The organism is Pseudomonas putida, from assembly GCA_029953615.1.
In the GTDB taxonomy this organism is placed as follows: domain Bacteria; phylum Pseudomonadota; class Gammaproteobacteria; order Pseudomonadales; family Pseudomonadaceae; genus Aquipseudomonas.
In genome coordinates this window covers 4,385,412-4,406,818 of the sequence record CP124529.1, presented here as the reverse complement: position 1 = coordinate 4,406,818, position 21,407 = coordinate 4,385,412, and the positions used below count along the sequence as shown (strand labels likewise).

Genomic DNA, 21,407 nt, shown 5'->3' with positions numbered 1-21,407 from the left:
CGCAGCCCCGGCGTTATCGAGCCTTGCGCGGCAAGTCGATGCTTACCCGCAACCCACCCAAGGGGCTTTCCTGCAATGCCAGGCGCCCGCCCCAGGCCTCGACGATATCGCGCACGATGCCCAAGCCCAGGCCATGCCCGTCAACCTGCTCGTCCAGCCGCGAACCGCGTTCCAGCACCTGTTGCCGCTGGCCCTCGGGGATACCGGGGCCATCATCATCGACCCACACCTGGTAGCCTTCGTCATACGGCGCAATACCCAGCCGCACCTCGCTGTCGGCCCACTTGCAGGCGTTGTCCAGCAGGTTGCCGAGCAGCTCCAGGAAATCCTCGCGGTCCCACGGCAGCAGCAGCCCGGGCGGCACATCACTGGCCAGCAGCAGGCCATCGCCATGGATCATGCCCAATGTCCCCAGCAGCCCCGGCAGCTCGACGTCGCAGTCGAACTGCGCGCCTGGCAGCGCATCCCCCGCCAGGCGCGCACGGTTCAGCTCACGCGCCAGGCGCTGCTGAATCTGCTCCAGCTGCTCGCGCATCTGCGCGCGAACATCCGGCAGGTCCTTCAGGCGCTCACTGGAGGCCAGGCTCAGCAACACCGCCAGCGGCGTCTTCAGCGCATGGCCCAGGTTGCCCAAGGCATTGCGCGAGCGGCGCAAGCTGTCTTCGGTATGACTCAGCAAGTGGTTGATCTGCCCCACCAGCGGCGCCAGTTCGCTGGGCACTTCGGCATCCAGCTGCGAGCGCTGGCCCTGTTGCAGCTGGGCGATCTGCTGGCGTGCCCGCTCCAGAGGTCGCAGTGAGCGGGTCACGGTGATGCGCTGCAGCACCAGCACCAGAATCAGTGCCACCAGGCCCATGCCCAGACCGATCTGCTGCAGACGCCGGAAACCTTCGCGTACCGGCGAATAATCCTGTGCCACGCTGATCGAGATTTCCTGGCCCAGGCGCCGGTAGTCGGCACGCAGGGCCAGCAATTGCTGGCCTTCCGGGCCGAGTTCGTGGCTGTCGGAAAGGCCAGGCGCGGCGGGCTTGGGCATGTCCAGATCCCACAGGGAACGGGAACGCCAGGTGCCTTTATCGAAGTCGATGCGGAAGTAATAGCCGGAAAACGGCCGCTGGTAGGCGGCCGAGATACGCCGCTCATCCAGCTGCAGGCCCGAAGGCCCGCGCACCAAGGCCACCAGCAGGTTTTCGCTTTCCTTGCGCAAGCCGTTTTCCAGATAGCGCTGCAGGCCGACCTCGAACAGCCACAAGGTCAGCTGTGCCAGCACCAGGCCTGCCACCACCAGCACCGCCACCAGGCCCAGGCTCAAGCGCGCCTGGATCGACTTCATGCGGCGCTCCCGGCGTAGATGTAGCCTTGCCCGCGGCGGGTCTCGATGACGCTGCGGCCCAGCTTGCGCCGCAAGTGGTTGACGTGCACTTCCAGCACGTTGGAGTCGCGCTCGGTTTCACCGTCGTAGAGGTGCTCGGCCAAGTGGCTCTTGGACAGGATCTGCTGCGGATGCAGCATGAAGTAGCGCAGCAGGCGGAACTCGGCGGCGGTCAGCTGGATATCCACGCCGTCACGGTTCACGCACTGGCGGCTTTCGTCCAGTTGCAGGCCGGCCGCTTCCAGCGTCGGCTGGTTGGCCAGGCCACGGGCACGGCGCAACAACGCCTGGATGCGCAACTGCAGTTCTTCGGGATGGAAGGGTTTGCTCAAATAGTCATCGGCCCCGGCCTTCAACCCTTCGATACGCTCGGCCCACGAGCCACGAGCGGTAAGGATCAGCACCGGCGTGGCCAGGCCGGCGGCACGCCACTGGGCCAGCACCTCCAGGCCCGGCAGGCCTGGCAGGCCAAGGTCCAGGATGATCAGGTCATAGGGTTCACTCTGGCCCTGGTACACCGCGTCGCGGCCATCGGCCAGCCAGTCCACGGCGTAGCCCTGGCGCTGCAGGCCGGCGGTCAGTTCATCGGCCAGCGGCACATTGTCCTCGACAAGCAACAGGCGCATTCAGTCGTCTTCCTCGTCTTTGAGCAGGGTACCGTTGCTGGCGTCGAGCTTGATTTCGCGCACCACGCCTTCAGCCGTCAGCAACTCGACTTCGTATTCGTAGCGACCGTCGTCTTCTTCCAGCTCGGCCTCCAGCAGGCGCGCCCCGGGGTGACGCCCCAGGGCGGTTTCCAGCAGATGCTCGAGCGGCAGGATGATGCCCTTCTGGCGTAGCTCCAGGGCTTCGTCCTGGTCCAGGTCGCGGGCAACGGCCAGGGAACACACGGCCAGCAGCGCCAGCGCGAGGTAGCGCGCCGGCCGCAGTAGGTGGGTCATCAGTTGTCCCGCTCGTCCTTCAGCACTTCACCGGTCTTGGCGTCCAGCGCCACGTCCCATTCGACGTTCTGCGCGTCACGCAGCTCGACCTTGTAGATATAACGGCCGTACTCGTCTTCAAGTTCCGAGTCGGTGACGGTGGCGCCGGGGTGCTTGGCCACGGCGGCGGCCTTGAGTTCGTCCAGCGATTTGACGGTCTTGGCATTGACCAGCTTGACCACTTCGTCGGGCTGCACGTCCTTGGCGATGGCGGAATGGGCGCCCAGGGCAAGGGCAGCGGCTACGGTGAACAGGGCAGTCATGTGTTTCATCGTTCTTCTCTCCTGAGAACTGTGCAAGTTGTCTACGGGGTTAAGATTAACCACCGGTCCTTAATTCAACCTGAAAACAACTGGCGGCATGATAGCGCAGCTCCTACAGGCCCTGTGCATGCTTGGAACCCTTTACAATGATTCGCCTGCCGCCAAGAGACCCGCCATGAGCGCCATTCACATCAAGTACCCCGCCCTCACTTTCAAGGCCGGTCAACGTGCCCTGCGGCAGATCCGCGAGCGCGGCCTGCAGGCGGCCGATGTCGGTGTGCTGCCGGGTGCGGCGGGCGGACCCAAGCCGCTGGGCATTCAGGGCCTGGACCTGGCGCTGTTCGGTGAGTGGCTGCCGTCGGCACCTCGCCAACGCGCGTTGATCGGCGCCTCGATCGGCGCCTGGCGCTTCGCCAGTGCCTGCCTCGAAGACCCCGTCGCAGGCATCCGTCGCCTTGGCGAACTGTACACCGAACAGGATTTCGCCAAGGGCGTCACCCCAGCGGAAATCAGCCGCAGCTGCCAGCACATGCTCGATGAACTGCTGCAAGGCCGCGACGGCCAGCTGCTGGCCAATCCGCACTATCGCCTGAACATCCTGGTGGTGAAAAGCCATGGCCAGCTCGCCCACGACCATCGTGGCCGCCTGGGCCTCGGCCTGGGTTCGGTAATCGCCAGCAACCTGCTCGGCCGTTCGCGCCTGGGTCGGCACTTCGAGCGCATAATCCTGCACGACGGCCGCGCCACGCCGCCGCTCGATGCACTGACCGACTTCCCCTCGCGCTGCCTGCCGCTGGACCTGGCCAACCTGCGCCATGCCCTGCTCGCCTCCGGTTCCATCCCTATGGTCATGGAAGGTGTGAAAGATATCCCCGGTGCAGGTGCAGGCACCTACCGCGACGGCGGCCTGCTCGACTACCACCTCGACCTGCCCTACCGCGGCGACGACCTGGTGCTGTACCCGCATTTTACCGACAGGGTCGTGCCCGGCTGGTTCGACAAGGCCCTGCCCTGGCGCAGGGGCGATGCCACACGCCTGCAGAACGCGCTGCTGATGACGCCCTCGCCGCAGTACTTGGCGGCACTGCCTTACGGCAAGCTGCCCGATCGCAACGACTTCAAGCGTTTCATGGGTGATGCACCAAGCCGTAGACGCTACTGGTACAAGGCCATTGCCGAAAGCCAGCGGCTGGGCGACGAGTTGCTGGAGCTGATTGCCACCGGGCGGTTGCATGAACGCCTGCAAGCCTTGTAGCGGCCATGCTGGTAGACTGCGCGCATTACTGATTCACACAGAGTTATGACAGCGTGGAAATCTTCAAGGAATTCACATTCGAATCGGCCCACCGCCTGCCACACGTGCCTGCCGGGCACAAATGCGGCCGCCTGCACGGCCACTCGTTCAAGGTCGGCCTGCACCTGACCGGCCCGCTCGACCCGCACACCGGCTGGATCCGCGATTTCGCCGAGGTCAAGGCGATCTTCAAGCCGATCTACGAGCAGCTGGACCACAACTACCTGAACGACATCCCGGGCCTGGAAAACCCCACCAGCGAAGTGATCGCCAAGTGGATCTGGGACCAGGTCAAGCCGCTGATGCCGGAGCTGTCAAAGGTGCGGATCCACGAAACCTGCACCAGCGGCTGCGAGTACAGCGGCGACTGAACCCTGGCAAGGGCGCTATACCAGCGCCCTTGTGCTTCCCTAGAACCTGGCTGACATTTCCAGCACCTGTACAGTCAGCGAACCTTGTGCGCCCAACGTCTCGGTACCCAGCCTGCGTTCGCTACGATCTGCCAGCTTCACGACTCGCCCGCTGCTGTGCCTGAGTTTCACGTTGGCCACTGTTGCCCCCGCTTGCAAGGCCACCGGGTCCAGCCCATCCAGGTGCCACAGGAAATCCGCCTCCGCACGGCCCGCCTCCCAACGCCATGCGAGGCTCATGGTCCAGCCCAGCTGTTTGCGCAGGGTGAAATTCAGGCGCCGGCCACGTTGGTCAAGCGGCCAGATCTCATAGGCATACACCCCGTTATCGACGTAGGCGGCAAACCAGAAACGCTCGCATGCCGGGCGGGTTTCGTCGCCGCGCCAACGCATGTCCAAGGCGTCTGTCTGCTCCACGCTCAGCCTTGCCCTCGGGTTCCACTCCACGCCTTCGTCAAAGCGTGCTGCAACCAACCCTGACACACCATCCGCCTCGCCGGGCCGGGCGACTGGCGCCTCATCCGGCCGCCACCATGCACAGGCGATGAAACTGTGCTCTGGCTTGAACACATAGCGGCTGCCCACACGCTGCAGGCCCGCCCCCCAAGCGACCTCACGGGCTTCATGGGCGTAGTCCAGGACTTCCAGGGCCATCAGGCCTGGCTGGCCCGCCAGCGTGTTTATCAGCCACCCCCCCGGCCTGGCATAGCGCCTTGCCCGTTGCCCGGCGGCATTGAACAGAAACACGTTGCACAACCGCGCCCCACGCTGGAAATCCTTATGGTTGATGCCTTCCAGATTCCACAGGTGCACCGGGTCGGTCAAACGCTGGCGCCCGGCTGCCGCTTCGGTCTGGTCCTTGATGCCCGCATAGCCTGACAACGCCCCTGGGTTACTGTCGACGATCCGGTTCAGCGGTTTCCAGTCTCTGTCATAAGGCCGCATTTCATAGCGCAACGTTGCCCCGGTCCGATCCGAACCGCAGACATAGGCACCAAACCAGAACAGCTCGCCATAAACATGACCGGGCCTGGTGAAGTACTCTGCCTCCAGTCGCAATGGCCCGGTGCCTTCCGGTTCAGCCCGCAGATACCGGTACCAGTTGTCGTTGTGAAGTCCGGCCCCGCCATGATGCAGCCACATGGGGGCGAGTTTGGCAGTTGAGGCGTCCCACTGGTCGGGGCGCAGGAGATCATCGGTCAGCTGCCACCAGCAGCGGGCCAGAAAGGAGAATTCCGGATGGTAGACGTAGTCGGTCACGGGGCGCTTCCTGAATAGTGGAGACGCCGGACACTACGCGAGCAGCGCCAACCGGAATCAGTGGGAAACAGCCTACTCCAAAGCCTGCTGCAGGAACGACGGGGCGATATAGCGCTGGTAGTGCGCTTCTGAAAGCAGGAAGAACTCGCGGTCGATGGCATCGCGCAGTTGCGGCAGCTCCCAGTCGCGGAATTCGGGAAGCAGCACCATGCCGTAGGCCTCCAGGTCACGGATCATCCGTGCCCCGCGGGCTATCAGCTGGTACGCCCAGCAATATTCCGACTGCTGCTCGACAAAGCGGATGGAACGCTGCTCCAGTTGCTGGCGCAACAGGCCTTTGTCGAACACCTCCAGCTTGGCCATCATCACCTGCACCAGCAACTGCTCCAGACGCAGCCACACCGCGCGCTTCTGCGCATCGTCGTAGCCGTTCCAGTTGATCACTTCGTGGTGGAAACGCTTGCAGCCACGGCACACCGTGTCTCCGTACACCGTGGAGCACAGGCCGACGCAAGGGGTCTTGATGGACTTGTTGGACATGAAAAACAACAGCTTGGCGGTGGAACACGAGCCCATGTTAGCCCTTTGTCTAACCAGGGTCACTCGTTAAAGTCGTCATCGCCGCCTTACCTTCGGGCTTTTTTTGCCGTAGAATCACCCGGCCTTTTCAAAGGCAACAATGTCCGTTGGAAGCTGTTTTCAAAGCGTCACGAGCACAGTTCATCCGGTAGAACGGCGTTGGCCCGGGCCATGCATCCCTCGCATGCCCGTGCCAGCCCTCATCAGCTCCCCGTTCTGCTGGCGTAAAACTTTGAAAGCAGCTTCTGTAAGGATTCTTTGCGACTCTGGCTGGGCGGCCCACAAAGCCGTGGCAGCGCATGGGTGCATCGAATGCTGGATGAGCGTCCCGGACCCCCTTTAGGGACCACTGATGAGGGAAATAACTGTGCTTGAAGCCTACCGCAAACACATCGAAGAGCGTGCCGCCCTGGGCATCGTGCCCCAGCCGCTGAACGCCGAACAAACTGCAGGCCTGGTCGAGCTGCTGAAAAACCCGCCGGCCGGCGAAGAAGCCTTCCTCGTAGACCTGATCACCCACCGTGTACCGCCAGGGGTCGACGAAGCTGCCTACGTCAAGGCCGCGTTCCTCTCCGCCGTCGCCAAGGGCGAAGCCAAGTCGCCTCTGATCGACCGCAAGCACGCCACCGAACTGCTGGGCACCATGCAGGGCGGCTACAACATCGAAACGCTGGTCGCACTGCTGGATGACGCCGAACTGGGCGCCGTCGCGGCCGAACAGCTCAAGCACACCCTGCTGATGTTCGATGCCTTCCATGACGTGGCCGAAAAGGCCAAGGCCGGCAACGTTCACGCCAAGGCCGTGCTGGAATCGTGGGCTGCCGGCGAGTGGTTCACCTCGCGTCCGGCCATCGCCGACAAGTACACCCTGACCGTGTTCAAGGTGCCTGGCGAAACCAACACCGACGACCTGTCCCCTGCCCCGGACGCCTGGTCGCGCCCTGACATCCCGCTGCACGCCCTGGCCATGCTGAAAATGGCCCGTGACGGCATCGAGCCGTCGCAGCCTGGTTCGGTCGGCCCGCTGGCCCAGATCGAAGCCGTCAAGGCCAAGGGTTACCCGGTTGCCTACGTCGGTGACGTGGTCGGTACCGGCTCCTCGCGCAAATCCGCCACCAACTCGGTGCTGTGGTTCTTCGGCGACGACATCCCGTACGTACCGAACAAGCGCGCCGGTGGCTTCTGCTTCGGCACCAAGATCGCCCCGATCTTCTACAACACCATGGAAGACGCCGGCGCCCTGCCGATCGAATTCGACTGCACCAACCTGGCCATGGGCGACGTCATCGACGTCTACCCGTTCAAGGGCGAAGTGCGCCGTCACGGTAGCGACGAGCTGGTCACCAACTTCGAGCTGAAAACCGAAGTGCTGCTGGATGAAGTCCGCGCTGGCGGCCGTATTCCGCTGATCGTCGGCCGTGGCCTGACCGAAAAGGCCCGCGCCGAACTGGGCCTGGGTGCCTCCGACCTGTTCAAGAAGCCGGAGCAACCTGCCGATTCGGGCAAGGGCTTCACCCTGGCGCAGAAAATGGTCGGCCGTGCCTGCGGCCTGCCGGAAGGCCAGGGCGTGCGCCCAGGTGCCTACTGCGAGCCGAAGATGACCACCGTCGGTTCCCAGGACACCACTGGCCCGATGACCCGCGACGAGCTGAAAGACCTGGCGTGCCTGGGCTTCTCGGCTGACCTGGTGATGCAGTCGTTCTGCCACACCGCGGCCTATCCGAAGCCGATCGACGTCACCACCCACCACACCCTGCCAGACTTCATCCGCACCCGTGGCGGCGTGTCGCTGCGCCCGGGCGACGGCATCATCCACAGCTGGCTGAACCGCATGCTGATGCCGGACACCGTGGGTACCGGTGGTGACTCGCACACCCGCTTCCCGATCGGCATCTCGTTCCCGGCCGGCTCCGGCCTGGTGGCCTTTGCCGCTGCCACCGGCGTCATGCCGCTGGACATGCCGGAATCCGTGCTGGTGCGCTTCAAGGGCAAACTGCAGCCAGGCATCACCCTGCGTGACCTGGTCCACGCCATCCCTTACTACGCCATCCAGAAGGGCCTGCTGACCGTCGAGAAGAAGGGCAAGAAGAACATCTTCTCCGGCCGCATCCTCGAGATCGAAGGCCTGAACGAGCTGACCGTCGAGCAAGCCTTCGAGCTGTCCGACGCCTCGGCAGAGCGTTCCGCTGCCGGTTGCACCATCAAGCTGCCAGAGAAGGCCATCGCCGAGTACCTGCAGTCCAACATCACCCTGCTGCGCTGGATGATCGGCGAAGGCTACGGCGATGCCCGCACCCTGGAGCGCCGCGCCCAGGCCATGGAAGCCTGGCTGGCCAAGCCTGAGCTGCTGTCGGCCGACGCCGATGCCGAATACGCCGAAATCATCGAGATCGACCTGGCCGACGTGAAAGAGCCTGTGCTCTGCGCACCGAACGACCCGGACGATGCCCGCCTGCTGTCTTCGGTACAGGGCGAGAAGATCGACGAAGTGTTCATCGGTTCGTGCATGACCAACATCGGCCACTTCCGCGCTGCCGGCAAGCTGCTGGACAAGGTCAAGGGCGGTATCCCGACCCGTCTGTGGCTGGCTCCGCCAACCAAGATGGACGCTCACCAGCTGACCGAAGAAGGCTACTACGGCATCTACGGCAAGGCCGGCGCGCGCATGGAAATGCCAGGCTGCTCGCTGTGCATGGGTAACCAGGCACGTGTGCAGACCGGTTCGACCGTGGTCTCCACCTCGACCCGTAACTTCCCGAACCGTCTGGGCGACGCCACCAACGTGTACCTGGCATCGGCCGAGCTGGCTGCTGTCGCGTCGATCATCGGCAAGCTGCCGACCGTCGAAGAGTACATGCAGTACGCGAAGGACATCGACAGCATGGCTGCCGACGTTTACCGCTACCTGAGCTTCGACCAGATCGCCGAGTTCCGCGAAGCGGCAGCCAACGCCAAGATCCCGGTGGTTCAGGCGTAAGCTGAGTTGTAGGATGTAAAGGAAAGCCCCGGCAGAAATGCCGGGGCTTTCTTGTTTCCACCTGTGCTGGCCTCAGATCACGAACAGGTCGACAAACCTGTGCACCGCCATCTGTTCCAGCTTCTGCTGGTCCTTGCACACCTCAAGAATCTCCCCGCACCGCTGCCGCGCAAAGCGCGTCGCCAGGTTGTCCCTGAACTTGGCCTCCAGCAACGGTATGCCCTCTCCTCGCCGCCGACGATGCCCGATCGGGTATTCCACCACCACCTGCTCGGTACTGCTGCCATCCTTGAAGAACACCTGCAGCGCATTGGCGATTGAGCGCTTGTCCGGCTCCAGGTACTCACGACTGAAGCGCGGTTCCTCTACCACCTCCATCTTCTCGCGCAGGCGGTCGATGCTTGGGTGGTTGGCATGGAAGGCGTCTTCGTAGTGCTCGGCCACCAGGTGCCCGAAAATCAGCGGCACCGCCACCATGTACTGCAGGCAGTGGTCACGGTCGGCGGCATTGGCCAGCGGGCCGCTCTTGGAAATGATGCGGATCGCCGATTCCTGTGTGGTGATAACGATACGGTCGATTTCGTGCAGTCGGTTACGCACCAGTGGATGCAGGGTTACTGCGGCCTCGCAGGCGGTCTGGGCGTGGAACTCGGCCGGGAAACTGACCTTGAACAGCACGTTTTCCATCACGTAGCTACCCAAGTCTTGCGGCACCCGCAGCGCTTGCTGCTCGGAAGGTTTGAGTGCCAGGTCCTTGTTGGTGTGGCTGAACAGCACATCGTAGAACCCCCACTGTGGCGCGGTGAGCACGCCTGGCACGCCCATTTCGCCACGCAGGGCAATATCGGCCAGGCGCACGCCACGGCTGGAAGCATCACCGGCGGCCCACGATTTGCGCGAGCCGGCATTGGGCGCATGGCGGTAGGTTCGTAGCGCCTGGCCATCGACGAAGGCGTGGGACAAGGCTGACAGCATCTGCTCGCGGTTGGCCCCCATCAGCCTGGCACACACGGCCGTGGAGGCTACCTTGACCAGTATCACGTGATCGAGGCCAACACGGTTGAAGGCGTTTTCCAGGGCCAGCACGCCCTGGACCTCATGGGCCATGACCATGGCTTCGAGCACATCGTGCATCAGCAGCGGTGCTTCACCTGCGGCCACGCGCTTTTGCGACAGGTGATCGGCAACCGCCAGGATGCCGCCGAGGTTGTCCGAGGGGTGGGCCCATTCGGCGGCCAGCCAGGTATCGTTGTAGTCCAGCCAGCGCACCGTGCAGCCGATATCCCAGGCGGCCTTGACCGGGTCGAGGCGGTAGGCGGTGCCGGGGACGCGCGCGCCGTTGGGCACGACGGTGCCTTCCACCTGGGGGCCGAGCAGCTTGGTGCATTCGGGGAAGCGCAAGGCCAGCAGGCCACAGCCGAGGGTATCCATCAGGCAGTTGCGCGCGGTGTCCAGGGCTTCGGCGGATTCGACCCGGTACGTGAGGGCGTAATCGGCGAGGGTTTGCAGCACCCGGTCGTAGTCCGGGCGGGCGTTGAGGTCTACGTTGGCGCTCATATGCAGCTCCCTTCAGAATTGCCGGGGCTGCGTTGCAGCCCTTCGCGGGCTTGCCCGCTCCCACAGGTACACCACAGCCTTCGGAACCTGCGATTACCTGTGGGAGCGGGCAAGCCCGCGAAGGGGCGAAAAGCGGCCCCAACGAACTAAAGCCGAGCGCCAGTGGTGCGTTAGAAGCTATCGCCAGGCACGCGAACCCAGCCTTCCATCAGCACGCGAGCACTGCGGCTCATGATTGCCTTGGTCACTGTCCACTCACCATTCACCTGGCGCGCCTCGGCCCCCACCCGCAGGGTGCCCGAGGGGTGGCCGAAACGCACGGCACTGCGCTCGCCCCCGCCTGCGGCGAGATTGACCAGCGTGCCCGGAATGGCTGCCGCGGTGCCGATGGCCACCGCGGCCGTACCCATCATCGCATGGTGCAGCTTGCCCATCGACAAGGCCCGTACCAGCAGGTCGATATCACCCGCCTGCACCGCTTTGCCACTGGACGCAGTGTAGGTGCTCGGTGGCGCGACGAAAGCCACTTTGGGCGTGTGCTGACGCCCGGCAGCCTGGTCGACGTTGTCAATCAGCCCCATGCGCACAGCGCCATAGGCGCGAATCGTCTCGAAGCGCAGCAGCGCCTGCGGGTCGCCGTTGATGGCGTCCTGCAGTTCGGTGCCGGTGTAGCCGATATCCGCCGCGTTGACGAAGATGGTCGGGATGCCGGCATTGATCAGGGTCGCCTTGAACGTACCGACACCCGGCACCTCGAGCTCATCCACCAGGTTGCCGGTAGGGAACATCGCCCCGCCGTCGCCATCGTCGTCGGCAGCCGGGTCGAGAAACTCCAGCTGCACCTCGGCGGCCGGGAAGGTCACGCCGTCCAGTTCGAAGTCGCCGGTTTCCTGCACTTCACCTTCGGTGATCGGCACATGGGCGATGATGGTCTTGCCGATGTTGGCCTGCCAAATGCGCACGGTGGCGATGCCGTTACGCGGGATGCGCGCGGGGTCGACCAGGCCGCTACTGATGGCGAACGACCCGACCGCGGCGGAAAGATTGCCGCAGTTGCCGCTCCAGTCGACGAAGGCCTTGTCGATACTGACCTGGCCGAACAGATAGTCGACATCGTGATCGGGCTTGATGCTTTGCGACAGGATCACGGTCTTGCTGGTGCTCGAAGTGGCGCCGCCCATACCGTCGATCTGCTTGCCGTAGGGGTCGGGGCTGCCGATTACCCGCAGCAGCAGGGCATCGCGCGCCGGGCCGGGGATTTGCGCCTGCTCGGGCAGGTCTTGCAGGCGGAAGAACACGCCTTTGCTGGTGCCGCCACGGATGTAGGTGGCGGGGATTTTTACTTGCGGTACATGAGCCATGGATGTGCTGTCCCGTCTGAAATGCAAATTACCCTGGGGCCGCCTTGCGGCCCATTCGCGGGCTCGCCCGCTCCCACAGGTATTGCGCAGTATTCAATACCTGTGGAGGGCCTGTGGGAGCGGGCGAGCCCGCGAATGGGCTGCAAAGCAGCCCCCCTTAGCTACGCCGTGGCTTCGAGGAAATCCTGGGCAAAGCGCTGCAGCACCCCGCCGGCCTCGTAGATCGACACTTCCTCGGCGGTGTCCAGGCGGCAGGTCACCGGTACCTCCAGGCGCTCGCCGTTGGCGCGGGTAACCACCAGGGTCAGCGTCGCCCGCGGCGTCCGCGCGCCCAGCACGTCATAGGTCTCGCTGCCATCCAGGCCGAGGGTCTTGCGATCGGTGCCCGGCTTGAACTCCAGCGGCAGTACGCCCATGCCCACCAGGTTGGTCCGGTGAATACGCTCGAAGCCTTCGGCGACGATCGCCTCGACACCGGCCAGGCGCACCCCCTTGGCCGCCCAGTCACGGGACGAACCCTGGCCGTAGTCGGCACCGGCTACAATGATCAGCGGCTGCTTGCGCTCCATGTAGGTCTCGATCGCCTCCCACATGCGGGTGACCTTGCCTTCCGGCTCGATACGCGCCAGCGAGCCCTGCTGCACGCTGCCGTCTTCCTTGCGCACCATTTCGTTGAACAGCTTGGGGTTGGCGAAGGTGGCGCGCTGGGCGGTCAGGTGGTCACCACGGTGGGTCGCGTAAGAGTTGAAGTCTTCCTCCGGCAGGCCCATCTTCGCCAAGTACTCGCCGGCAGCGCTGTCGAGCATGATGGCGTTGGACGGCGACAGGTGGTCGGTGGTGATGTTGTCCGGCAGCACTGCCAGCGGGCGCATGCCGCGCAGGGTACGTTCGCCGGCCAGGGCCCCTTCCCAGTATGGCGGGCGGCGGATGTAGGTGCTCATCGGGCGCCAGTCGTACAGCGGCGCCACCTTTGGCCCGCGGTCTTCCTCGATGGCGAACATCGGGATGTATACCTTGCGGAACTGCTCAGGCTTGACCGCGGCACGCACCACGGCGTCGATCTCTTCGTCGCTGGGCCAGATGTCCTTGAGGCGGATCTCCTTGCCATCGACCACACCCAGCACATCCTTCTCGATGTCGAAGCGGATGGTGCCGGCGATGGCGTAGGCCACCACCAGTGGCGGCGATGCGAGGAAGGCCTGCTTGGCATAGGGGTGGATACGCCCGTCGAAGTTGCGGTTGCCCGACAGCACGGCGGTGGCGTACAGGTCACGGTCGATGATCTCCTGCTGGATCACCGGGTCCAGGGCGCCGGACATCCCGTTGCAGGTGGTGCAGGCGAAGGCGACGATGCCAAAGCCGAGCTGTTCCAGCTCCTTCTCCAGCCCCGCCTCTTCAAGGTACAACTGCACGGCCTTGGAGCCAGGTGCCAGCGACGACTTGACCCAAGGCTTGCGGGCCAGGCCCAGCTTGTTGGCATTGCGCGCCAGCAGGCCTGCGGCAATCACGTTGCGCGGGTTGCTGGTGTTGGTGCAACTGGTGATGGCGGCAATGATCACTGCGCCGTCAGGCATCTGCCCAGGCACTTCTTCCCACTTGCCGGCGATACCCCTGGCCGCCAGTTCACTGGTGGCGACACGGGCATGCGGGTTGGACGGGCCGGCCATGTTACGCACCACACTCGACAGATCGAAGCTCAGGGTGCGCTCGTAGACGGCGCCGCCCAGGCTATCGGCCCACAGGCCGGTGGCCTTGGCATAGGCTTCTACCAGCTTGACCTGCTGCTCTTCGCGGCCGGTCAGGCGCAGGTAGTCGATGGTCTGCTGGTCGATGGCGAACATCGCCGCGGTGGCGCCATATTCAGGGGCCATGTTGGAGATGGTGGCGCGGTCGCCCAGGGTCAGGGCACGGGCACCTTCGCCGTGGAACTCCAGGTAGGCACCGACGACTTTCTGCTTGCGCAGGAATTCGGTCAGGGCCAGCACCAGGTCGGTGGCGGTGATGTTCGGCGCCAGCTTGCCAGTCAACTCGACGCCGACGATTTCCGGCAGGCGCATCCACGAGGCACGGCCGAGCATCACGTTCTCGGCTTCCAGGCCACCCACGCCAATGGCGATCACGCCCAGGGCGTCGACGTGCGGGGTGTGGCTGTCGGTGCCGACGCAAGTGTCCGGGTAGGCCACGCCACGGTCGTTGTGGACCACCGGCGACATCTTCTCCAGGTTGATCTGGTGCATGATGCCGTTGCCCGGCTGAATCACGTCGACGTTCTTGAACGCCTTCTTGGTCCAGTTGATGAAGTGGAAGCGGTCTTCGTTGCGGCGGTCTTCGATGGCGCGGTTCTTTTCGAAGGCCTGCGGGTCGAAACCACCGCACTCGACGGCCAGCGAGTGGTCGACGATCAGCTGCACCGGCACCACCGGGTTGACCTGGGCCGGGTCGCCGCCCTTGTCGGCAATGGCGTCACGCAGGCCGGCGAGGTCGACCAGCGCAGTCTGGCCGAGAATGTCGTGGCACACCACGCGGGCCGGGAACCACGGGAAGTCGAGGTCGCGCTTGCGCTCGATCAGCTGACCCAGCGAGGCGTCGAGGGTAGCCGGGTCGCAGCGGCGCACCAGGTTTTCGGCGAGCACGCGAGAAGTGTAAGGCAGCCCGTCGTAGGCGCCGGGCTTGATCGCCTCGACCGCCGCGCGGGCATCGAAATAGTCCAGGTCGGTGCCTGGCAGGTGCTTGCGGAATGCAGTATTCATCATGGAATCAGGCTCGGTCACAGGATTCGGAAGGTTTCACCGCCCCCGTGGGAGCGGGCGTGCCCGCAAATGCGTCAGCAGGTGCAATGCGGTTGCCAGTACGGACGCATTCGCGGGCAAGCCCGCTCCCACAAGGGGAACGGGTTGCCTCTCTATATCTAATCAGCGCTGGTCGATCGGCACGAACTGGCGCTGCTCGACACCGACATACTCGGCGCTCGGGCGGATGATGCGGTTGTTGGCGCGCTGCTCGAAGACGTGCGCCGCCCAGCCGGTCAGGCGCGAGCAGACGAAGATCGGGGTGAACAGCTTGGTCGGGATGCCCATGAAGTGGTACGCCGAGGCATGGTAGAAGTCGGCGTTGGGGAACAGGCGCTTCTGCTCCCACATGGTCTTGTCGATGGCTTCGGAAACCGGGTACAGCACCTTGTCGCCCACTTCGTCGGCCAGCTGCTTCGACCAGCCCTTGATCACCTCGTTGCGCGGGTCGGACTCTTTGTAGATGGCATGGCCAAAGCCCATGATCTTGTCCTTGCGCTCAAGCATGCGCAGCAGCTCGGCAGTAGCTTCCTGCGGGCTCTGGAAACGCTCGATCAGCTCCATCGCCGCCTCGTTGGCGCCACCGTGCAGCGGGCCGCGCAGCGAGCCGATGGCAGCGGTGATGCAGGAATACAGGTCGGACAAGGTCGAGGCACAGACGCGTGCGGTGAAGGTGGAAGCGTTGAATTCGTGCTCGGCGTAAAGGATCAGCGAAACGTTCATCACCTTGACGTGAAGGTCGCTGGGTTTCTTGCCGTGCAGCAGGTGCAGGAAATGCCCGCCGAGGGTGTCTTCGTCGCTGGTGCAGTCGATGCGCACGCCGTGGTGGGTGAAGCGGTACCAGTAGCACATCACCGCCGGGAACAGCGCGAGCAGGCGGTCGGTCTTCTCGCGCTGGGCTTCGAAGGTCAGCTCCGGTTCCAGGGTACCGAGCACCGAGCAACCAGTGCGCATAACGTCCATCGGGTGGGCGTCGCGCGGGATGCGCTCGAGCACTTCCTTCAGCGCCTGCGGCAGGTCACGCAGGCCCTTGAGCTTGCGCTTGTAGTCGGCCAGTTCGGCCTTGCTCGGCAGCTCGCCGTACAACAGCAGGTAGGCGACTTCTTCGAATTCGGCACCGGCGGCCAGGTCACGCACGTCGTAACCTCGGTAGGTCAGCCCGGCACCGGCCTGGCCCACGGTGGACAATGCAGTCTGGCCGGCCACCTGGCCGCGCAGGCCTGCGCCACTGAGTACTTTTGCTTCGGCCATGGTGTTTCTCCTTTCTTGAACTTGTTATGGAAGTCTGGCTAATCGTTGAAACCTGTGCCGGCCCCTTCGCGGGTAAACCCGCTCCCACAGGGTTCCACAGGCATCGAGCATCACGCCGTACTTGTGGGAGCGGGCGCGCCCGCGAAGAGGCCAGCCGCTCCAATGCAAATCTTTGACCTTCAGCCCTTCTTCTGGGCAAACAACGCATCGAGGCTCTGCTCGAAGGCGTGATAACCAATGGCCTCGTAGAGCTCCATGCGGGTCTGCATGGTGTCGATCACGTTCTTCTGCGTGCCGTCACGGCGCAGCGCGGTATAGACATTCTCGGCGGCTTTGTTCATGGCGCGGAAGGCCGACAGCGGGTACAGCACCAGCGACACGTCGACCGAGGCCAGCTCTTCGGTGGTGTACAGCGGCGTGGCGCCGAACTCGGTGATGTTGGCCAGGATCGGTGCCTTCACCCGGTCGGCAAAGGTCTTGTACATCTGCAGCTCGGTAATGGCTTCCGGGAAGATCATGTCGGCACCTGCCTCGACGCAGGCGGCGGCGCGGTCCAGCGCCGCGTTCAGGCCCTCGACGGCCAGGGCGTCGGTACGCGCCATGATCACGAAGCTGTCATCGGTACGGGCATCGACTGCGGCCTTGATGCGATCGACCATTTCCTGCTGGCTGACGATCTCCTTGTTCGGGCGGTGGCCGCAGCGCTTGGCGCCAACCTGGTCCTCGATATGGATGGCGGCAGCGCCGAACTTGCTCATCGAGCGCACGGTGCGGGCGACGTTGAAGGCCGAGGCACCGAAACCGGTGTCGACATCCACCAGCAGCGGCACGTCGCACACGTCGGTGATGCGACGCACGTCGGTGAGCACATCGTCCAGGCCGCTGATGCCCAGGTCCGGCAGGCCCAGCGAACCGGCGGCGACGCCGCCACCGGACAGGTAGATGGCCTTGAAGCCGGCGCGTTTGGCCAGCAGGGCATGGTTGGCGTTGATGGCGCCAACCACCTGCAGCGGATGTTCAGCGGCAACGGCGTCGCGGAAACGCTGACCGGGGGTGCTCTTCACAGTCATTTCTCACCTCGTGGGCTGTTGTTGTGGGCGTCCAGGTAGTGACGCTCAATATTGCGCTTGGACGCGCCGATGTGGCGGCGCATCAGGAGTTCGGCCAGCTCGCCGTCACGGTCGGCGATGGCGTCGAGAATGCGGTGGTGTTCGGCAAAGGCCTGACGTGGCCGGTTGGGCGTGGCCGAGAACTGGATGCGGTACATGCGCACCAGCTGGTACAGCTCGCCGCAGAGCATCTTGACCAGGGTCTGGTTGCCGCTGCCCTGGATGATCCGGTAATGGAAGTCGTAGTCACCTTCCTGCTGGTAGTAGCCCTGGCCGGCCTGGAAGGCGGCATCGCGCTCGTGGGTATCGAGCACCCGGCGCAATTCGTCGATGTCGGCCTGGCTCATGCGTTCGGCGGCCAGCCGGCAGGCCATGCCCTCCAGCGATTCGCGAATTTCATACAGCTCGATCAGTTCGACGTGATTGAGCGAAACCACCCGTGCCCCCACATGCGGCACGCGCACAAGCAGACGCTGGCCTTCGAGGCGGTGGATGGCCTCGCGCAGCGGCCCGCGGCTGATGCCGTAGGTGCGCGCCAGCTCCGGCTCGGAAATCTTGCTGCCGGGGGCGATATCGCCCTTGACGATGGCCGCCTGGATACGCCGGAAGACGTTTTCGGACAGGGTTTCCGTTTCGTCTGTCAGCACCGGACTGGAGGTGGATAGGTCCTGCATATTGTCGACACCTTGCAAATCTCTTTGCCAGAAATTAGCTAATTCGGTCACGGCAGTCAAAGACAAAATGAATATTGTCGACAATCGTCTAAGAGCGAACTAACGCCGGCCCGCCGCTGTCAGATCGCGCACCGCTGGCGTCAAGACGCCGGCGTGATAGAATGCCGCGCCTCCGTTGGAGTATGGATAGCCTGTCTGTCATCCATTCATGCTGTTGACAGATGAACGAGGAAGCTTGCGCAGTCGCTGCCAGTCGCCTTGCCCTGAACACGGCTCTGAACATGGCTTTGAAAACAGCCCCGAACCTTGCACTGCACCGCGCCAGGATTATGAGACTTACACCCGCATTATTGCTGCTCTGCCTCACCCTGCTGCCGGCCCTAGGCCAGGCCGCAGGCAAGACCGTGTACGGTCTCAACGAATATGCACGCCTGGGCGACCTGGACCTCGGAAGTGGCCGCCAAGCTCGACACCGGCGCCAAGACCGCCTCGCTCAGCGCTCGCGACATCAAGCGTTTCAAGCGCAACGGCGAAAGCTGGGTGCGCTTCTACCTGGCCATCGACGCCGCCCATTCGCACCCTATCGAACGCCCGCTGGCACGCGTAAGCAAGATCAAGCGCCGGGCCGGCGACTATGATGCTGAATCGGGCAAGGCCTACACCGCTCGCCCGGTCATCGAACTTGAAATCTGCATGGGCCAGGCCATGCGCACCATCGAAGTCAACCTCACCGACCGCAGCGCCTTCCAGTTCCCGCTGCTGATCGGCTCCGAGGCGCTCAAGCACTTCGACGCGCTGGTCGACCCAAGCCTTAAATACGCGGCCGGCAAACCTGCCTGTGCCACCGACGCTCCCAAAGCAGAGTAATCCCGATGCGCTCTCTTACCCTCCATCTGAAAGTCCTGATCACCGTGCTGGTGCTGTTGGGCGTGGCGGTCACGGCTTATCAGATCTTCGTACTCGGCATCCCGGTAACCGAGGATGAAACCGACGATTTGTGGAACATCGACGCCAAGGTCGAGTTCGTGGCCAGCACCAAGGACCCGGTCAAGGTGCAGATGTTCGTGCCACCGTTGAACCGCGACTACGTCAGCCTCAACGAGAGCTTCATCTCCAACAACTATGGGGTGAGCGTCAACCGTGCCGACGGCAACCGCAAGGTCACCTGGTCGGCCCGCCGCGCCAGCGGCAACCAGACCCTCTACTACCGCCTGGTACTGACCAAGCGCTACAGCAACGAGAAGACCACGATCAAAGGCCCGACCTTCCGTGACAGCCTGGCCGTGGAAGGCCCCGAGAAGATCGCCGCCGAGGCCCTGATGGCGCCGATCCGCCAGCACTCGGCCGACGTCGAGACCTTCGTCAGCGAGACCATCAAGCGGGTCAACAACCTCAACGACGACAACGTCAAGCTGCTGCTGGCCGGCGACACCACGACCATGAAGAAGGCCCAGGTCATCGACCTGCTGCTGTCGATCGCCCACGTACCGATGGAGAAGGTGCACACCATCCGCCTGGTGGCCGACACCCCGCAAACCCCGGAACTGTGGCTGCGCAGCTTCAACGGCACCGACTGGCTGTACTTCAACCCGGACACCGGCGAGCAGGGCCTGCCCAGCGATCGCCTGCTGTGGTGGACCGGTGACGACAACCTGATCACCGTCGATGGCGGCAAGAAGGCCAACGTCACCTTCAGCATGAACAACAGCGAGATGAACGCCATCCGCCTGGCCAAGCTGACCGACGAGAATACCGACGCCGACTTCCTCGAATATTCGCTGTACGGCCTGCCGCTGCAAACCCAGCAAACCTTCATGATCATGGTGATGATCCCGATCGGTGTGCTGGTGATTCTGGTGCTGCGCAACCTGATCGGCCTGCAGACCCTGGGCACCTTCACCCCGGTACTGATCGCCCTGGCCTTCCGCGAGACCCAGCTGGGCTTCGGCATCATGCTGTTCACGGTCATCACCGCGCTGGGCCTGTCGCTGCGCTCGTACCTGGAACACCTGAAACTGCAGATGCTGCCTCGCCTGTCGGTGGTACTGACCTTCGTCGTGGTGCTGATTGCCGCCATCAGCCTGTTCAGCCACAAGCTGGGCCTGGAGCGCGGGCTGTCGGTCGCGCTGTTCCCGATGGTTATCCTGACCATGACCATCGAGCGCCTGTCCATCACCTGGGAAGAACGTGGCGGTGGCCATGCCATGAAAGTGGCCATCGGCACCCTGTTCGCAGCTTCCCTGGCACACCTGTTGATGATGGTGCCGGAGCTGGTGTACTTCGTGTTCACCTTCCCCGCCGTGCTGCTGATCCTGGTGGGCTTCATGCTGGCAATGGGCCGCTACCGAGGCTACCGCCTGACCGAGCTCGTGCGCTTCAAGGCATTCCTGAAGAAGGCTGACGCCTGATGTTTGGCCTGATCAAGACATGGAAAGCCCTGGAGGCCCGGGGCATCATGGGTATCAACCGGCGTAACGCGGACTACGTACTGAAGTACAACAAGCGCCACCTGTACCCGATCGTCGACGACAAGATCATCACCAAGGAGCGCGCCCTGGCGGCCGGCATTCATGTGCCGGAAATGTACGGCATCATCGAGACCGAGAAAGAGATCGAGAAGCTCGACCAGATCATCGGCGGGCGCAGCGATTTCGTCATCAAGCCGGCGCAGGGCGCCGGCGGTGACGGCATCCTGGTGATCGCCGACCGCTTCGAGGACCGCTACCGCACGGTGTCGGGCAAGATCATCAGCCACGAGGAGATCGAGCACCAGATCTCGAGCATCCTCACCGGCCTGTACTCGCTGGGCGGGCACCGCGACCGCGCGCTGATCGAGTACCGGGTCACCCCTGACCAGATATTCAAGAGCATCAGCTACGAAGGCGTGCCGGACATCCGCATCATCGTGCTGATGGGCTACCCGGTGATGGCCATGCTGCGCCTGCCGACCCGCCAGTCCGGCGGCAAGGCCAACCTGCACCAGGGCGCCATCGGCGTGGGTGTCGACCTGGCCACCGGCGTGACCCTGCGCGGCACCTGGCTGAACAACATCATCAGCAAGCACCCCGACACCACCAACGCAGTGGATGGCGTGCAACTGCCGAACTGGGACGGCTTCATGAAGCTGGCCGCCGGCTGCTACGAGCTGTGCGGCCTGGGCTACATCGGTGTCGACATGGTGCTGGACCAGGACAAGGGGCCGCTGATTCTAGAGCTCAACGCGCGCCCTGGCCTGAACATCCAGATCGCCAACGATTGCGGGCTTACCCAACGTACCCATGCGATCGAGGCGCACATCGAAGCACTGGCCAAGGATGGCATCAGCGAAGATGCCGAACAGCGCGTGCGGGTGTCGCAAGGCTTGTTCGGGCACGTGCATCCGCGCTGAAAATACCGGGGCCGCTTTGCGGCCCATTCGCAGCACAAGGCTGCTCCTACAGGTTTACGCTATCTCCTGTAGGAGCAGCCTTGTGCTGCGAATGGGCTGCAAACAAAATGCTGAATGTCGCACCAGTGCTAGGCGCTTTACCT

The 21,407-nt window shown here is 63.8% G+C and carries 17 protein-coding genes and 1 pseudogene; 6 read left to right on the top strand and 12 right to left on the bottom strand.

The window, feature by feature from the left end:
• Positions 1-13: 13 nt before the first annotated feature.
• From QIY50_20215 to QIY50_20200, 4 genes are read right to left on the bottom strand one after another with little or no spacing between them, the layout of a single operon-like run.
• Positions 14-1,333 carry a sensor histidine kinase gene (locus QIY50_20215; GenBank protein ID WGV19637.1) on the bottom strand — a complete coding sequence of 440 codons (1,320 nt, stop codon included), beginning with the start codon at positions 1,331-1,333 and terminating at the stop codon, positions 14-16.
• Positions 1,330-1,998 carry a response regulator transcription factor gene (locus tag QIY50_20210; GenBank protein WGV19636.1) on the bottom strand — a complete coding sequence of 223 codons (669 nt, stop codon included), beginning with the start codon at positions 1,996-1,998 and terminating at the stop codon, positions 1,330-1,332. The genes QIY50_20215 and QIY50_20210 overlap by 4 nt, the downstream gene beginning before the upstream one ends.
• Positions 1,999-2,313: a PepSY domain-containing protein gene (locus QIY50_20205; protein ID WGV19635.1), complete on the bottom strand. Its 315-nt coding sequence runs from the start codon at positions 2,311-2,313 to the stop codon at positions 1,999-2,001. It abuts the gene before it with no gap.
• Positions 2,313-2,624, bottom strand: coding sequence for a PepSY domain-containing protein (locus QIY50_20200; GenBank protein ID WGV19634.1), 312 nt, complete (start codon positions 2,622-2,624; stop codon positions 2,313-2,315). Before QIY50_20200 ends, QIY50_20205 begins: the two co-directional genes overlap by 1 nt.
• Before the next feature lie 166 nt (positions 2,625-2,790).
• Here QIY50_20200 and QIY50_20195 point away from each other — a divergent pair, with 166 nt between their 5' ends.
• On the top strand, positions 2,791-3,870 hold the full coding sequence (locus QIY50_20195) for a patatin-like phospholipase family protein (GenBank protein ID WGV19633.1): 1,080 nt from the start codon (positions 2,791-2,793) through the stop codon (positions 3,868-3,870).
• A 53-nt stretch (positions 3,871-3,923) separates the two neighbouring features.
• Positions 3,924-4,280, top strand: coding sequence for a 6-carboxytetrahydropterin synthase QueD (queD, locus tag QIY50_20190; GenBank protein WGV19632.1), 357 nt, complete (start codon positions 3,924-3,926; stop codon positions 4,278-4,280).
• Positions 4,281-4,319: 39 nt separating this feature from the next.
• Here the strand turns inward: queD and QIY50_20185 are convergent, their stop codons facing one another.
• Entirely contained in the window at positions 4,320-5,579 is a 1,260-nt protein-coding gene (locus QIY50_20185; protein ID WGV19631.1) for a hypothetical protein, read from the bottom strand.
• Positions 5,580-5,651: 72 nt separating this feature from the next.
• Positions 5,652-6,119 (bottom strand): DUF1289 domain-containing protein, encoded by a 468-nt coding sequence (locus QIY50_20180; GenBank protein WGV19630.1) that lies wholly within the window; start codon positions 6,117-6,119, stop codon positions 5,652-5,654.
• 406 nt (positions 6,120-6,525) lie between these two features.
• Here QIY50_20180 and acnB point away from each other — a divergent pair, with 406 nt between their 5' ends.
• Positions 6,526-9,135, top strand: coding sequence for a bifunctional aconitate hydratase 2/2-methylisocitrate dehydratase (acnB, locus tag QIY50_20175; protein WGV23099.1), 2,610 nt, complete (start codon positions 6,526-6,528; stop codon positions 9,133-9,135).
• 72 nt (positions 9,136-9,207) lie between these two features.
• Here acnB and prpD read toward each other — a convergent pair whose 3' ends face one another.
• From prpD to QIY50_20145, 6 genes are all read right to left on the bottom strand, one after another.
• The gene (gene prpD / locus QIY50_20170; protein ID WGV19629.1) at positions 9,208-10,692 is read right to left on the bottom strand and encodes a 2-methylcitrate dehydratase; all 1,485 of its coding nucleotides are present in this window, start codon (positions 10,690-10,692) and stop codon (positions 9,208-9,210) included.
• A 170-nt stretch (positions 10,693-10,862) separates the two neighbouring features.
• A complete protein-coding gene (gene prpF / locus QIY50_20165) occupies positions 10,863-12,053 on the bottom strand; it encodes a 2-methylaconitate cis-trans isomerase PrpF (GenBank protein ID WGV19628.1) in 1,191 nt (396 codons plus the stop codon).
• A 161-nt stretch (positions 12,054-12,214) separates the two neighbouring features.
• Positions 12,215-14,803, bottom strand: a complete 2,589-nt coding sequence (gene acnD / locus QIY50_20160; protein ID WGV19627.1) for a Fe/S-dependent 2-methylisocitrate dehydratase AcnD — start codon at positions 14,801-14,803, stop codon at positions 12,215-12,217.
• A 162-nt stretch (positions 14,804-14,965) separates the two neighbouring features.
• Positions 14,966-16,093 carry a 2-methylcitrate synthase gene (gene prpC / locus QIY50_20155; protein WGV19626.1) on the bottom strand — a complete coding sequence of 376 codons (1,128 nt, stop codon included), beginning with the start codon at positions 16,091-16,093 and terminating at the stop codon, positions 14,966-14,968.
• 179 nt (positions 16,094-16,272) lie between these two features.
• Positions 16,273-17,163: a methylisocitrate lyase gene (prpB, locus tag QIY50_20150; protein ID WGV19625.1), complete on the bottom strand. Its 891-nt coding sequence runs from the start codon at positions 17,161-17,163 to the stop codon at positions 16,273-16,275.
• Entirely contained in the window at positions 17,160-17,876 is a 717-nt protein-coding gene (locus QIY50_20145) for a GntR family transcriptional regulator (GenBank protein WGV19624.1), read from the bottom strand. Before QIY50_20145 ends, prpB begins: the two co-directional genes overlap by 4 nt.
• Before the next feature lie 329 nt (positions 17,877-18,205).
• On the opposite strand from QIY50_20145, the pseudogene QIY50_20140 reads away from it, so the two are divergent.
• From QIY50_20140 to QIY50_20130, 3 genes and pseudogenes are all read left to right on the top strand, one after another.
• Positions 18,206-18,743 (top strand): annotated as a pseudogene (locus tag QIY50_20140) (ATP-dependent zinc protease).
• A 5-nt stretch (positions 18,744-18,748) separates the two neighbouring features.
• A complete protein-coding gene (locus QIY50_20135; GenBank protein WGV19623.1) occupies positions 18,749-20,284 on the top strand; it encodes an inactive transglutaminase family protein in 1,536 nt (511 codons plus the stop codon).
• Positions 20,284-21,264: an alpha-L-glutamate ligase-like protein gene (locus tag QIY50_20130; GenBank protein ID WGV19622.1), complete on the top strand. Its 981-nt coding sequence runs from the start codon at positions 20,284-20,286 to the stop codon at positions 21,262-21,264. Before QIY50_20135 ends, QIY50_20130 begins: the two co-directional genes overlap by 1 nt.
• The last annotated feature ends 143 nt before the right edge of the window (positions 21,265-21,407 follow it).